This is a genomic window from Pseudomonas sp. DWP3-1-3b3 (genome assembly GCF_049896305.1).
In the GTDB taxonomy this organism is placed as follows: Bacteria; Pseudomonadota; Gammaproteobacteria; order Pseudomonadales; family Pseudomonadaceae; genus Aquipseudomonas; species Aquipseudomonas azotoformans_A.
Window position 1 is genome coordinate 712350 of record NZ_JAFCUA010000001.1, and the last position, 14347, is coordinate 726696.

At 60.1% G+C, this 14347-nt stretch carries 15 protein-coding genes; 3 read left to right on the plus strand and 12 right to left on the minus strand.

Annotation, left to right across the window (positions count from 1 at the left end):
- Positions 1 to 76: 76 nt before the first annotated feature.
- The 3 genes from tsaB to ppc form a co-directional block, all read right to left on the minus strand.
- Positions 77 to 763, minus strand: coding sequence for a tRNA (adenosine(37)-N6)-threonylcarbamoyltransferase complex dimerization subunit type 1 TsaB (tsaB, locus tag ACP7BX_RS03550; RefSeq protein WP_426129848.1), 687 nt, complete (start codon positions 761 to 763; stop codon positions 77 to 79).
- Positions 764 to 853: 90 nt separating this feature from the next.
- Entirely contained in the window at positions 854 to 1501 is a 648-nt protein-coding gene (gene adk, locus ACP7BX_RS03555; protein ID WP_010212617.1) for an adenylate kinase, read from the minus strand.
- A gap of 279 nt (positions 1502 to 1780) precedes the next feature.
- Entirely contained in the window at positions 1781 to 4408 is a 2628-nt protein-coding gene (ppc, locus tag ACP7BX_RS03560) for a phosphoenolpyruvate carboxylase (RefSeq protein ID WP_177111022.1), read from the minus strand.
- Between the two features lie 185 nt (positions 4409 to 4593).
- Between ppc and ACP7BX_RS03565 the strand changes: the two genes are divergently transcribed.
- The 3 genes from ACP7BX_RS03565 to ACP7BX_RS03575 all read left to right on the plus strand — a co-directional run bounded on the left by ACP7BX_RS03565 (position 4594) and on the right by ACP7BX_RS03575 (position 6478).
- Positions 4594 to 4938: a hypothetical protein gene (locus ACP7BX_RS03565; RefSeq protein WP_033902821.1), complete on the plus strand. Its 345-nt coding sequence runs from the start codon at positions 4594 to 4596 to the stop codon at positions 4936 to 4938.
- 273 nt (positions 4939 to 5211) lie between these two features.
- Positions 5212 to 5637 carry a DUF4398 domain-containing protein gene (locus ACP7BX_RS03570; RefSeq protein ID WP_033902822.1) on the plus strand — a complete coding sequence of 142 codons (426 nt, stop codon included), beginning with the start codon at positions 5212 to 5214 and terminating at the stop codon, positions 5635 to 5637.
- 55 nt (positions 5638 to 5692) lie between these two features.
- A complete protein-coding gene (locus ACP7BX_RS03575) occupies positions 5693 to 6478 on the plus strand; it encodes an OmpA family protein (protein WP_033902823.1) in 786 nt (261 codons plus the stop codon).
- A gap of 29 nt (positions 6479 to 6507) precedes the next feature.
- Here ACP7BX_RS03575 and ACP7BX_RS03580 read toward each other — a convergent pair whose 3' ends face one another.
- The 9 genes from ACP7BX_RS03580 to prfB all read right to left on the minus strand — a co-directional run bounded on the left by ACP7BX_RS03580 (position 6508) and on the right by prfB (position 13963).
- Positions 6508 to 6702, minus strand: coding sequence for a hypothetical protein (locus ACP7BX_RS03580; protein WP_033902824.1), 195 nt, complete (start codon positions 6700 to 6702; stop codon positions 6508 to 6510).
- A gap of 186 nt (positions 6703 to 6888) precedes the next feature.
- Positions 6889 to 7230 carry a hypothetical protein gene (locus tag ACP7BX_RS03585; protein WP_082461958.1) on the minus strand — a complete coding sequence of 114 codons (342 nt, stop codon included), beginning with the start codon at positions 7228 to 7230 and terminating at the stop codon, positions 6889 to 6891.
- A gap of 168 nt (positions 7231 to 7398) precedes the next feature.
- A complete protein-coding gene (locus ACP7BX_RS03590) occupies positions 7399 to 7725 on the minus strand; it encodes a hypothetical protein (protein WP_017738324.1) in 327 nt (108 codons plus the stop codon).
- Positions 7722 to 8621, minus strand: coding sequence for an alpha/beta hydrolase (locus tag ACP7BX_RS03595; protein ID WP_133074454.1), 900 nt, complete (start codon positions 8619 to 8621; stop codon positions 7722 to 7724). The genes ACP7BX_RS03590 and ACP7BX_RS03595 overlap by 4 nt, the downstream gene beginning before the upstream one ends.
- Positions 8622 to 8648: 27 nt before the next feature.
- Entirely contained in the window at positions 8649 to 9926 is a 1278-nt protein-coding gene (locus tag ACP7BX_RS03600) for a flavohemoglobin expression-modulating QEGLA motif protein (protein ID WP_033902826.1), read from the minus strand.
- Positions 9927 to 9947: 21 nt separating this feature from the next.
- Positions 9948 to 10496 carry a hypothetical protein gene (locus ACP7BX_RS03605; RefSeq protein ID WP_426129853.1) on the minus strand — a complete coding sequence of 183 codons (549 nt, stop codon included), beginning with the start codon at positions 10494 to 10496 and terminating at the stop codon, positions 9948 to 9950.
- 16 nt (positions 10497 to 10512) lie between these two features.
- Positions 10513 to 11229: a TetR/AcrR family transcriptional regulator gene (locus ACP7BX_RS03610; RefSeq protein WP_016979842.1), complete on the minus strand. Its 717-nt coding sequence runs from the start codon at positions 11227 to 11229 to the stop codon at positions 10513 to 10515.
- A 106-nt stretch (positions 11230 to 11335) separates the two neighbouring features.
- A complete protein-coding gene (gene lysS / locus ACP7BX_RS03615) occupies positions 11336 to 12835 on the minus strand; it encodes a lysine--tRNA ligase (RefSeq protein WP_038849273.1) in 1500 nt (499 codons plus the stop codon).
- A 32-nt stretch (positions 12836 to 12867) separates the two neighbouring features.
- Positions 12868 to 13963 (minus strand): peptide chain release factor 2 gene (gene prfB / locus ACP7BX_RS03620; protein ID WP_100215725.1). Its coding sequence is split into 2 segments (ribosomal slippage): positions 12868 to 13890 and positions 13892 to 13963, totalling 1095 coding nucleotides; the frame shifts between segments, so codons are not numbered across the junction.
- Positions 13964 to 14347 lie beyond the last annotated feature (384 nt).

Below are 14347 nucleotides of genomic sequence, written 5' to 3' on the forward strand. Positions count from 1 at the left end.
TTTGAAAAAGGTTTAAAACGGGGGGCAAATTCTGACGATTGGTGAATTTAGCCCCAAATTGCCATCATTTTTGACGTCAAATAATCCCGCGCTCGGCCTTGGTCTGCGCCACTTTATCGCGCAGGTAAACCGGAGCCGCTTGGTCGGCTGGAATCGCCTCTCCCCGTTCGAACGCGAAGCGCGCGAGGGTCAATAGATCCTCAGCGTGGGGCAACATCGCCGCGTCTCTGCCAACCAATGGCACAGCGATGCGCTCCCCATAACCCCACCCGGTGCCAGCACCGAACCAGTCACCGCTGGCATCACCCGGCAATACGGACGACTCAGGCGGCTGCACGGCTTCTACACCCACCAGGCGCATCTCGCCTGCCGTTTCGCGGTAGCAACCCCAATACACCTCATCCATGCGTGCATCGATAGCCGCCGCAACCTGATGAGCGCCATGTTCACGCAAGGCGCGCTGGGCCAGAACGGCCAGGTTGGATACCGGCAATACCGGGCGTTCCAGCGCAAATGCCAGGCCCTGCACCACACCAATGGCAATACGCACACCGGTAAACGCACCCGGACCACGGCCGAAGGCGATGGCATCCACCGCAGCCAGCGTAGTGCCTGCGTCTTCCAACAGTTGCTTGATCATTGGCAACAGCTTCTGCGCGTGCAGACGCGGGATCACCTCGTAGTGGCTCGTGACCTTGCCATCGTGCAGCAGGGCAACGGAGCAAGCTTCAGTCGCGGTGTCCAGGGCCAGCAGGGTGCTCATCGGTGTGGGTGTCCAAGTCGAAAAAAAGTGCGCCAGTATAAACAACAACGGCCCGCAAGCGGGCCGTTATCCGTGAAGCCGGTGGAGCGATCAGCTCAGTGCTTGCAGCACTTTGGCCGTGATCGCTTCAACCGAACCGACGCCAGGAATGTGGCTGTACTTCGGCTTGCCCTGGGCAGCAGACAGCTTCTGGTAGAAGTCCACCAGCGGCTTGGTCTGGGAATGATAGACCGACAGGCGATGACGCACGGTTTCTTCGGTGTCGTCCTTACGCTGTACCAGGTCTTCGCCGGTCACATCGTCCTTGCCTTCGACTTTTGGCGGGTTGTAGACGGTGTGGTACACGCGGCCAGAGGCTTCGTGAACGCGACGACCGGCAATGCGCTGGACGATCTCTTCATCTTCCACCGCGATTTCAACCACCGCATCCAGCTCAACGCCGGCTTTCACCAGGGCTTCAGCCTGGGGAATGGTGCGTGGGAAGCCGTCGAACAGGAAACCGTTCTTGCAGTCTTCCTGGCTGATGCGTTCCTTGACCAGGTTGATGATCAAGTCATCGGACACCAGGCCACCGCTGTCCATCACGCTCTTGGCGATCAGGCCCAGCTCGGTGCCAGCCTTGACGGCCGCACGCAGCATGTCGCCAGTGGAGATTTGTGGAATGCCGAACTTTTCAGTGATGAACTTTGCCTGAGTACCTTTACCGGCCCCGGGAGCTCCCAGCAGAATGACGCGCATTGATGTGCTCCTCAATTTTTTATAGAGATGATGCTCGGATTCGCCGCGTGGGGCCAATCGCGTAAAAATAGAATTCGGGCCGCCCAAACGGCCAAAGGCTGATCAAGATACACAGCAGGCCTTAACCACACAAGCCGCCAAAAGTCGCAGGAACCCGCGCAGGGCATGCGTCATAGGTAGGGTGTGCCTGAGTGCAACCCGGCCCCATAAACGCCGACTGCCCTTTTCAGGGCAGCCGCAGTGGTTTATCTGCAAGCCATTGAGAACATGCAAAAAACCCTAGCCAGTGTTGCGCAAACCGGCGGCAATACCGGCCACGGAGACCAGCAGCGCCTGTTCCAGAGGGCTGTCCTGTGCCGCTTCCTGCTGGCGTGAACGGGCCAGCAACTCGGCCTGCAGCAGGTGCAGGGGGTCGAGGTAGGTGTTGCGCAGTCGGATGAACTCCAGGGTGTCCGGACTATGGGCCAGCAGTTGCGACTGGCCGGTCAGGCCGAGCACCACACTGCACGCCTGCGACAATAGGTCGCGCAGATGCGCACCCAATGGCAGCAGGTCCGGCTGCACCAGGCGCTCGTCATACAGGCGGGCGATGTCGGCATCCGCCTTGGCCAGCACCATTTCCAGCATGTCGATGCGCGTACGGAAGAATGGCCACTGTTCACGCATCTGCCCCAGCAACTCGCCTTCGCCGCGCTCCAGAGCCTTGCTCAACGCTGCTTCCCAACCCAGCCAGGCCGGCAGCATCAAGCGGGTCTGGGTCCAGCCAAAGATCCACGGGATCGCGCGCAGGCTTTCAATGCCGCCCGCACGACGCTTGGCCGGGCGACTGCCCAAGGGCAAGCGACCCAGCTCCTGTTCCGGCGTGGATTGGCGGAAATACTCGACGAACTGCGGATTTTCCCGCACCACGGCGCGGTAAGCGCTGACACCGTCTGCCGCCAATTCGTCCATCAAATGCCGCCAGGCCGGCTCCGGCGGCGGCGGTGGCAGCAGCGTCGCCTCCAACACAGCAGCCAGATAAAGGTTGAGGTTCTGCTCAGCGATATCCGGCAGGCCGAACTTGAAGCGGATCATCTCGCCCTGTTCGGTGGTGCGGAACCGCCCCGCCACCGAACCCGGTGGCTGCGACAGGATCGCCGCGTGAGCCGGGCCGCCGCCACGGCCGACGGTGCCACCGCGACCATGGAACAACAGCAGCTCCACCTGTTGCTCGCGGCAGATATCCACCAGACGCTCCTGCGCCCGGTACTGCGCCCACGCGGCGGCGGTGGTGCCGGCGTCCTTGGCCGAGTCCGAGTAGCCGATCATCACTTCCTGCGGGCCCTGCAAACGCGCACGATAGCCTGGCAACAGCAACAGTTGCTCGATCACCGGGCCGGCGTTATCCAGGTCGGCCAAGGTTTCGAACAGCGGCACTACGCGCATCGGCCGCTGCACGCCCGACTCTTTAAGCAGCAATTGCACCGCGAGCACGTCCGACGCAGCGCCAGCCATGGAGATGACATACGAACCCAAGGATGCCGCCGGTGCAGCGGCAATTTCCTTACAGGTATTGAGCACCTCGGCCGTGTCCGCCGACGGTTTGAAATAGCCCGGCAGCAGCGGTCGACGGTTGGCCAGCTCCTTCATCAGGAAGCTGATGCGCATCTCTTCGTTCCAGTCCTCGTAACGACCCAGGCCGAGGTAGTCGGTGATTTCGGTCATGGCGGCCGAATGACGGCTGGAATCCTGACGCACATCCAAGCGCACCAGGAACAGCCCGAACGTCACCGCCCGACGCAGGCAGTCGAGCAACGGGCCATCGGCGATCACGCCCATTCCGCATTCGTGCAGCGACTGATAGCACAGCTCCAGCGGCTCCAGCAGGTCGCGGTTGTTCTGCAATACCTCGGCCGGCGCCGGGGTGCTACTGCTCAACGCGGTATGTGCCCATTGCCGTGTAGCGCGCAGCCGTTCGCGCAGTTGCTTGAGCAAGGCGCGATAAGGCTCGACGCTATCACCGACCTTGGCCTGCAACGCCGGACTGGCTTGCTGCATCGACAGCTCGGAGGCCAAATGATCGATATCGCGCAAGTACAGGTCGGCGGCCATCCAGCGCGCCAGCAGCAGCACTTCGCGGGTGACCGGGGCCGTGACATTCGGGTTGCCGTCACGGTCGCCGCCCATCCACGATGCAAAGCGGATCGGCGCCGCCTCCAGGGGCAAGCGCAAACCGGTGGCGGCGTGCAGCGCCTGGTCAGCCTTGCGCAGATAGTTGGGGATCGCGTGCCACAGCGAATGCTCGATCACCGCAAAGCCCCACTTGGCTTCGTCCACGGGCGTAGGTCGGGTGCGGCGGATTTCTTCGGTGTGCCAGGCTTCGGCGATCAAACGTTGCAGGCGCTGGCGGATCTGCTCGCGCTCTGCGGTAGTGAGGTCGCGGTGATCCTGGGCCGCCAGTTGCGCGGCGATGGCATCGTATTTCTGGATCAGGGTGCGGCGTGCGACTTCGGTGGGGTGGGCGGTGAGGACCAGCTCAATCTCCAGGCGTCCCAACTGGCGTGCCAGGGATTCGTTGCTGTGGCCTTCGCTTTGCAGGCGCGCCAGCAATTCAGGTAAGACGCGGGACTCGAACGGTGCCGGCTGCGACTCATCACGCCGGTGGATCAGTTGGTACTGCTCGGCAATGTTGGCCAGGTTGAGGAACTGGTTGAAGGCACGGGCCACCGGCAACAGTTCGTTTTCCTGCAACTGGTTGAGGCTGGTGCTCAGTTCATCGCCGGCACCGCGCCGGTCAGCCTTGGCGCCTTTGCGGATCTGCTCGATCTTGTCGAGGAAATCATCGCCATACTGCTCTCGAATGGTGTTGCCCAATAGCTCACCCAGCAGGTGAACATCCTCACGCAAGCGTGCATCGATATCACTCATCAGCCAATCTCCAGCCAGAAATCCGGGACGCGCAGGTTTGCCAGAGTGCCGCCAGCCTCGATTTATGACAAGACTTTAAACCTTGTGAGTTGCAGCTAGTCTCAAGGATAAGTCGTCGCGTTTATCTGCGCAGGCGACTGGACACTCATCACCGCCGGCTAAAAGCGGGCTTCATTGAGGTTGCCATGAAAATTCGAGAACTGGCCCAGCATTGGGAAGAGAACGCCAAGGGTCGCCTGACCAAGACCGAGTACGCCATCCACCTGGATATGGAGTCCGCCGCGCGGCTGGCGGCCATTACCGAGATGTACCCCAAGCGCCACCCCGAAGAATTGCTCGGTGAGTTGATCGGCGCAGCGCTTGAAGAGCTGGAAGCCAGCTTCCCCTACATCAAGGGCCAGCACGTCATTGCCACCGATGAAGAAGGCGATCCCCTGTATGAAGACGTCGGCCCTACCCCACGTTTTCTGACACTGTCGCGCCGTTATCTACATGATCTGTCAGCGAGCAGCGACGAACAGAAACACTGACTCAACCCCACCAACCCCCTGTATTCCGGGCTCCTAAAGGGCCCGGCGTACCGCTGCGCAACGCAGAAGTTCCAACTTTTTTACGCTGACCAACCAGTCAGATATTTTTTTAGGCAAATCGCCATCTTCTCTGAACTTTTGAAAAAAGCCTCCGGTCACAGCCAGTAAGCCATCACTTGGAACGGTCGTTTTAAAGGGCAATTTGCGCATCAATGCCAAGCCCGCCGCCGCAGACCAGTGACATGGATTTTGATGTTTTTCAGGAGTTATCCAATGGAGTTGAAGACGATGAAGACCAGCACTGCCAAATCCTCGTTTAACCACCTGCGCGGGCTCAAATTGGCCGCGCTGGCAATCGGCACCAGCTTCGTTCTGGCGGGCTGTGCCGGCAATCCTCCGACCGAGCAGTACGCCGTCACCCAGTCCGCGGTAAACAGCGCTGTCAGCGCTGGCGGTACTGAGTACGCGGCTGTGGAAATGAAGTCGGCCCAGGACAAGCTCAAGCAAGCCGAGATTGCCATGCACGACAAGAACTACGACGAAGCCCGCCGCCTGGCTGAACAAGCCGAGTGGGACGCCCGCGTCGCAGAGCGCAAGGCCCAGGCCGCCAAGGCTGAACAGGCTGTGAAGGATTCCCAAAAGGCTGTTGATGAGTTGCGTAAGGAAGGCATGCGTCCAGCTGCTATCCAGCAGAAGTAAGACGCTTCCTGTGACCCAATCGCACCCGATAAAGAATTGAAAGGACGACACGACTATGCGTAAACAATTGATGATCCCTGCCCTGCTGGCGATGAGCGTTGCACTGGCGGCCTGCTCCACCCCGCCAAACGCGAACCTGGAAAACGCGCGGACCAACTTCTCCTCCCTGCAGACCAACCCGCAAGCCACCAAGCTCGCGGCCCTGGAAACCAAGGACGCCAGCGAATGGCTGGACAAGGCTGACAAGGCCTACCGCGACAAGGAAGACCAGAAGAAAGTCGACCAACTGGCCTACCTGACCAACCAGCGCGTTGAAGTGGCCAAAGACACCATCGTGCTGCGTGAATCCGAAGCCAAGCTGAAAAACGCCGGCGACGAACGTGCCCGTGCGTTGCTGGATGCCCGCGATGCGCAGATCAAGCAACTTCAGGACAGCCTGAACGCCAAGCAGACCGATCGCGGCACGCTGGTAACCTTCGGTGACGTGCTGTTCGCCACCAACAAATCTGACCTGAAATCCAGCGGCCTGGTGAACATCACCAAGCTGGCTCAGTTCCTGCGCGATAACCCGGACCGTAAAGTGATCGTCGAAGGCTACACCGACAGCACCGGTTCCGATTCGTACAACCAGAGCCTGTCCGAGCGTCGTGCCGCTTCGGTACAACGTGCACTGGCTCAACAAGGCGTGGATATCTCGCGCATCGTGACCCAGGGTTACGGCAAGGAATACCCGGTTGCCGACAACGGCAGCGTCTCGGGCCGTGCCATGAACCGCCGCGTTGAAGTGACCATCTCCAACGACAACCAGCCCGTCAAGCCACGGTCTTCCGTAGCCAACTGATTGATTGGTGTTGGATAAAAAAACCCACCTCACGGTGGGTTTTTTTTCGGCTCGTCAAACTGGATAGTGCGATTCGTGTCCTCGGCTGGCATTTCAATCTTCGCGCTCGCTTGCTCGTCCCTGCCTTGATCGCGCTTGTACCTGCGAGCGGCTTCCTGTTCCAGCGCCACATGCTGCCTTGCCATGGCCAACATGTTTTCCAATACAGGAATATGTATTTTCATCCTCGACCCAATCTATGTAGGTAGCCACTTTTTATGTGGCATTTAAGTCGAACCGGTTCCAGACATTTCCATTTCATCTGCATGACGTGCGACACCCTGCAGTACGCCACTCACGTCGTTACAGGCTGAATAGCGGATTGAGCACGCAAAAACCGCCCTGAAAGGGCGGTTTTCGAGAGGTGGCGTTTAACCGCCGACCTTGCCTGTGCCCTGGGTCTCCGGCATTTGGATCTGGCCCTGACCCTGGCCGCCACCTTGGCCATCCTGCGCGCCTTGATCGCCTTGTGCACCCTGCCCACCTTGAGCTTTTTGGGCGAGCAGTTTCTCCAACAGTTTCATCAGTTCGTCGAGGCCACCTCCGCCCTCGCTGCCCTGGCCGCCTTTAGCACCTTGTGACTGCATCTCTTTGATTTTGCTTTGAACGTCCTTGATCTGCTGATCCAGCCCCTGGTTCTGTTGAGGGCCACCGGCGACCTGCCCACCACCGCCCATGCTGCCTACACCCGGCATTGCATTTATACCCGCCATATTTGCTCACTCCAGCGTCATGAAAAAATGGACCGATTGGTAAATCCAATCAGTCCATGATCTGTGGTGAGCACGGCAGGCGGGTTCCGGCGTGCCGAGCGGCTTATCAGTGTTAAATCATTAGTCGGCACGCAAAACGGAGCTTTCCCACACCGGCAAAAACCGCATTCACTGCTGCAATTGCGGGGTTTCCTGCCCCATGCATCGCACAGCCTGCTTCTTGTTGTTCACTAACACGCCGCTGAGGCCTTTCTGCTCGGTGTCGAACATCACCAGCACGCCATCCACGCACTGCGCCACTTGCGCGGCCGGGGTCAGGGAGATCTTGTAGTCCTCGCCCGGCACCGTCTTGAGCATGGTGAAATCGCTGAGCAGCAGGGCATCTTCCGGCTTGGCAAAGTGCAGGTAACCGTAGAACCACAGGCAGCCGACGGTGCCGATGATGGTGCCGATACCGGTTAGGATCAGCGGGATCATGTTGCGTTCTTCGCTCATTGCGGGCTCTCTGATGAATCAACTTTAGGAAAGTTCGGAATCTCGCCCAGGCGGCGCAAGCCGTTGAAGTGCTGCGGGTCGTCCAGGTAGCGCAGCATCACGGTTTGCCAGGTCTTGTCGGCAAAGGTCTGCACATGTCCGCCCCGGGTCAACTGCAGCACCCGGGGTGGTGGCGCGGCCTGGTAGAGGCGGATGCCATTGGCCACGGGCACGATCGGGTCGTCCAGGCTGTGGAACAGCAGCTTCGGCACGCCTGTGAGTTGGGGCATGGCATAGATTGCACTGTCGCCGTCCGGCACCAGCCAGGACAGGGGCACCTGGAACGGCCATGTTAACCAGGAAGTGCTCAGGGCGAATTGTCCTACGTCACGATAACTGGCAGGCACGCCGTCCAACACCAGGGCCTTGAGCTGGGATTGACGCTCCGGATGAGCAGCCAGGTAATGCACCGCCAATGCCCCGCCCAGGCTTTGGCCGAGAACGATCAGCGGCTGGCCCTGGGTTTCCGGCGCCTGGTCGATCCAACTGAACGCCGCGTCCACATCCTGATAGATCGCCGGCAGCGAGGGCTTGCCTTGCGACAAGCCATAGCCGCGATAGTCCAGCAACAGCACTTGGTAGCCTTGCTCGGGCAGCCACCAACTGCCGCCCAGGTGCCAGGCCAGGTTGCCGCCGTTGCCATGCAAATGCAGCACCGTGCCCTTGAGCGGCACACCGGGCTTGGCCGGCAACCACCAGGCATGGAGCTTCACGCCGTCGGCGGTGGTCAAGCTAACGTCGCGGTAGTGCAGGTGGGCTTTTTCCGGCGTGAACGGCAGGCCGGGCTCGGGGTAGAACAGCAGCGAGCTGCAGCCGTTCAATGTGAGTAGCAGGCACAGAATGCCGAGGATTCTCATCCGTTGAAGCCTCGCGAATACCACGGTTTAAAGGATATTGGAGTAATCCGCCTCGATCCGATCCAGGCTCAAGTGGTTGAGGAAGTTGGAGAAGCACATCCACGCCGCCAGTGCGTTCATGTCACGGAATTGTTCCGGCAGGTACTTGGGCGGTACCACCAGGCCTTCGTCGACCAGTTGGCGCAAGGTGCGCATGTCTTCCAGGGTGGTCTTGCCGCAGAACAGCAGCGGCACTTGTTCCAGCTTGCCCTTGCGCACGGCGAGCTGGATGTAGTTGTAGACCATGATGAAGCCCTTGAGGTAGGACAGGTCCTTGGTAAACGGCAGACCGGTCGGCACCGAGCCCCGGAAAACACGACTGGCATTGCCGTAGCTTTCGGCCATTTCAAAGCCTTGTTCGCGGAAGAACTCGAACACCTGCAGGAAGTCGGCGCCCTCTTCCACCATATGGATGGCCCGGGTGCGGTTGGTCAGCTTGCGCAGGCGGCTCGGGTAGGAAGCGAAGGTGATGATTTCCATCAGGATCGCCAGGCCTTCCTGGGTCACGGTGGACGATGGCGGGCCTTTTGACAGGAAGGTGCAGATCGGTTGGTTCTGGCCATTGAGGGTGGTGCCGACATGCACCAGGCCTTCATGCACTTCCAGGGCGCGCACGTCGCGGTCGTTGAACATCGCGTCGGCGCGGATCTTGATGTAGTCGGCCCCCGCCGCTGCGTCGGCGACGATGCCGTCGGACTCGAACACGCGGATGGTCTCTTCGGCCTCGCCAAACACTTTGTTCAAGCGGGTTTGCAGCAGGGCCACGGCGTCCTTGGCGGTGAGGGTCTTGGCCTCGTCCTTCAAGTCGCCACGACCGTCGATGTTGTTCAGGTAGTCCGAAAGCATCAGGCCCAAGTCAGCCAGGGTCGGGTCGCCCGCGTGGAACGCATCGGAGGCCGCACCATAAAGCTCCTGGGAAATCAGGCCGAAATCCTCGGTGCCGCGTGCTTCAAGCATGCGCACCACCATGCGGTATTCCTTGCACATGCGGCGCATGATCTGCCCGACCGGGCTGAACTGCCCGAGGCGACGGGTGATATCGCGCTCGATGTTCTGGAACTCCAGCTTCACCGCGCTGGAGTCGAACGACAGCGGCCGGTTGAGGTAGTAGTCGCGGCTCACCGCCGGCATTTCCTTGCCCTTGGCCTTGAGGAACCCCTGGCGAATAGTGTCGTCCCACTTCACGGCGTCGAGGACGCGAATCGGTGTTTGCGCCAGCACAATGCGATCAGACAAGGTGCGTATCGTCTGCTGGTAATCGTCCACCCGGTGCTTCCTCTTTAAACGTTATTTGCCCGCGCGCTGGTAGCGCACGGCTTCCACGAATACATCGGCGTTAGCCGGATCATCCAGGTAGGCAAACACCTGGTCCAAGGGGCTGTCCACCAACACGCCAACCCCTTCGACGGTCTCCACGGTACTGCCGTGCAACGCCTTTTGGCCGATGGCTTGATGGATCTGCTCCAGATCGAGGTTGTAGACCACCAATTCATGCTTTTCGTTGATTTCGAAGCCCGCCAGCATGAAGTTCCCGCCGAGCTTGGCCGGCAGCGGCGCCGACAAATACCAGCGGCTGCCATGGCGCGAAACGCTGAACTGGTACTCATCGCGCTGGCCCGGCTTGGCTGTAGGGTAGCTCACGGCCTTGTAACGGTGCTCACCCACGGCGCTGATGTGCAGGTTGAGCGGTTCACCCCAGGCGTTTTTGCTCGACCATTGACCCAGCAAGGCCTGCGGTGCGGCGTCACGGGCCGGCAGCGGGTCCTTGAAGGTCACCAGGCAACCGCTCAGCAGCAGGAACGACAAGGCGATTACTACCACACGCCAGGTTTTCATTGGACATCCCCCGGTGTCAGACCGAGGCCAACACCAAATGCATGTAACGCTTGAGGATCTCAAGCATCTCTTCACCGGTCAGAGGCTCTGCGCCGCCCAGCAGGCCCTGATATTCCATCCGACTGATTATCGCCGTCAACACTTTGGCATCCTGTTGTGGCTCGCGGGAGCCCAACACCTGGAAAAACTGCCCGGTGCCCTGCAACAGAATCTGCTGGTGGGAGCGTACCAACTCGGCCAGGCGTGGGTTGAGCAAGGCCTCCTGGCGGAACGCCTGCTCGGCCATCAGGTGTTCACGACGGTTGGTCAGTTGGCGCAAGACGTAGTCGGCGGTCAGGCGCGCAATGTCATCAGCCAGTTGCGAGCGTGATTGTGGACTGCCATCGCCATAGGCGACCATCTCGCGCAGCAGGCCCTCGTTGCGCACCCACAACTTGCCCATGAACGCGGCGCTGCGTTCGACGTATTGGGCGAAGGTATCGGTGAGCAGGTCATCGATATCCTTGAAATAGTAGGTGGTGGCCGACAACGGCACTCCCGCCTCCGCCGCCACCGCCCGATGGCGAACGGCCCGCACACCATCGCGCACCACAATGCGCATGGCTGCATCGAGGATGTCTTGCCTGCGCTGCTCGCTACCCCGACGACTGGCCTTGCGGCCCTGGTACTGGACGCTTTCAGCCACGGCAGCGGCAATGCCGGCGGCGCCTTCTTGAGCGGTTACGCGGTTCACGACTCACATCCTTGAATAGATCAAAACCTGGCGCTGTTTGCTTGACGCTTATTGACGCCACATAAAAAAGCCGCCTTATAAAAGGCGGCTTCGGATTTCGCTTCGGTTACGCTTGTGGCCGCATGTGCGGGAACAAGATCACGTCGCGGATCGACGGCGAATTGGTCAACAACATCACCAGACGGTCGATGCCGATGCCTTCACCGGCCGTTGGCGGCATGCCGTACTCCAGGGCACGGACGAAGTCTGCGTCGTAGTGCATGGCTTCGTCGTCACCGGCGTCCTTGTCGGCCACCTGGGCCATGAAGCGCTCGGCCTGGTCTTCCGCGTCGTTCAACTCGGAGTAGGCGTTGGCGATTTCGCGGCCGCCGATGAACAGCTCGAAACGGTCGGTGACGTTCGGGTTGTCATCGTTACGACGGGCCAGCGGCGACACTTCGAACGGGTACTGGGTAATGAAGTGCGGCTGCTCCAGCTTGTGCTCGACCAGCTCTTCGAAAATCATTACCTGCAGTTTGCCCAGGCCTTCGAAGCCCAGCACCTTGGCACCGGCTTTCTTGGCGATGGCACGGGCCTTGTCGATGTCGTTCAGGTCGTCGGCAGTCAACTCAGGGTTGTACTTGAGGATCGAATCGAACACCGACAGACGCACGAACGGCTCGCCGAAGTGGAACACCTTGTCGCCGTACGGCACGTCGGTGCTGCCCAGGACCAGCTGCGCCAGCTCGCGGAACAGTTCTTCGGTCAGGTCCATGTTGTCTTCGTAGTCGGCGTAGGCCTGGTAGAACTCCAACATGGTGAATTCTGGGTTGTGACGGGTCGAAACGCCTTCGTTACGGAAGTTGCGGTTGATCTCGAACACTTTTTCGAAGCCGCCAACAACAAGACGCTTGAGGTACAGCTCCGGCGCGATACGCAGGAACATTTCCATGTCCAGCGCGTTGTGGTGGGTTTCGAACGGCTTGGCTGCGGCACCACCGGGGATGGTTTGCAGCATCGGGGTTTCCACTTCCAGGAAGTCGCGCTGCATCAGGAAGGTACGGATGTGCGCGATCACTTGCGAGCGCACACGGAAGGTGTGGCGCACTTCTTCGTTGACGATCAGGTCAACGTAGCGCTGGCGGTAGCGCTGCTCGGTGTCAGTCAGGCCGTGATGCTTGTCCGGCAGCGGGCGCAGCGACTTGGTCAGCAGGCGCACGTTGGTCATTTCCACATACAGGTCGCCCTTGCCGGAACGGGCCAGGGTGCCTTCGGCGGCGATGATGTCGCCCATGTCCCAGGTTTTCACCGAGGCCAGGGTTTCTTCCGGCAAGGTCTTGCGGTTGACGTAGACCTGGATGCGACCGGTCATGTCCTGGATCACCATGAACGAGCCACGGTTGAGCATGATGCGACCTGCCACCTTGACCGGGATCGCAGCCTCTGCCAGCTCTTCCTTAGTCTTGTCCGCGTACTGCTTCTGCAAGGCATCGCAGTAGTTTTCGCGGCGGAAGTCGTTGGGGAAGGCATTGCCCTTGGCGCGCTCGGCAGCAAGCTTTTCCTTGCGCAGGGCGATCAGGGAGTTTTCTTCCTGTTGCAGGGCCTGGTCGAGTTGTTGGTCGCTCATGTCTTTAAATTTTCCATCACAGAATTGGGGTGTTACAGGCCTGATTTCAGGCTGGCTTCCAGATACTCGTCGATGTCGCCATCGAGCACCTTGTCACAGTCACTGCGTTCGATGTTAGTGCGCAGATCCTTGATCCGCGACGCATCGAGCACATAAGAGCGGATCTGGTGACCCCAGCCGATATCCGACTTGGTGTCTTCCAGCGCTTGTGACGCGGCGTTGCGTTTCTGCATTTCCTGCTCATACAACTTGGCCCGCAGCATTTTCATGGCGGTGTCCTTGTTGGCGTGCTGGGAACGTTCGTTCTGGCAGCTGACCACGGTGTTGGTCGGTACGTGGGTGATACGTACGGCCGAGTCGGTGGTGTTTACGTGCTGACCACCGGCACCGGAGGAGCGGTAGGTGTCGATGCGCAGGTCGGCTGGGTTGATCTCGATCTCGACCTTGTCGTCGATCTCTGGCGAGACGAACACCGCAGAGAACGAAGTGTGGCGACGGTTGCCGGAGTCGAACGGGCTCTTGCGTACCAGGCGGTGTACGCCGATCTCGGTGCGCAACCAGCCAAAGGCGTATTCGCCCTTGATGTGCACGGTCGCGCCCTTGATACCGGCAACTTCACCGGCGGACAGTTCCATGATGGTCGCTTCGAAACCGCGTTTGTCCGCCCAGCGCAGGTACATGCGCAGCAGGATGTTGGCCCAATCCTGGGCCTCGGTGCCACCGGAACCGGCCTGGATGTCCAGGTAGGCGTTGTTCGGGTCCATCTCGTGGCTGAACATGCGGCGGAATTCGAGTTTGGCGAGGTTTTCCTCGAGACGGGCCAGCTCGGCGACGACATCGCCCACTGCGCCTTCGTCGTTTTCTTCGACGGCCATGTCCAGCAGGTCGCGGCAATCGGCCAGACCGGTGTTCAGTTCGTCGAGGGTATCGACGATCTGCGCCAGCGCAGCGCGCTCGCGGCCCAGTTCCTGGGCGTATTCAGGTTTGTTCCAGACAGCAGGATCTTCAAGCTCGCGATTGACTTCGGTCAGACGCTCATGCTTTTGATCGTAGTCAAAGATACCCCCGAATAGTTTCGGAGCGCTCGGACAGGTCCTTGATGGTGTTAAGGATCGGGTTGATTTCCATGGCGGGCAGCACTCGTTGGCGAACTTTTGAAAGCCGGCGAGTATAACGGGAAATGGGGGGGAGCGGCAGTCCGCTGGGCGAAAAGGGTTGGGGTTGGTGGGGGGGCATATCCGTTATTTGGGTAACGGCCACTTAGGGTTCCGCCCTTACGGCGGGTCACTTTCGAAAAGCGCGAAAGTAACCAAAGCGCTCTTGCCCCAACACTCGGCACCTCGCCTAGGCTCGGTGTGCCCGTAATCCGACAGTGATTTGGGGGGCCGCCGCCACGCGCCATCCATGGCGCGGGGCGGCTAAACCGGCATCCCTGCCGGTTTACCCCCCAAATCCCTGCCGAATTCCGGCCAGCGTGTTTGACGGAGCGCTTAAGATCAAAATCAAAAACAA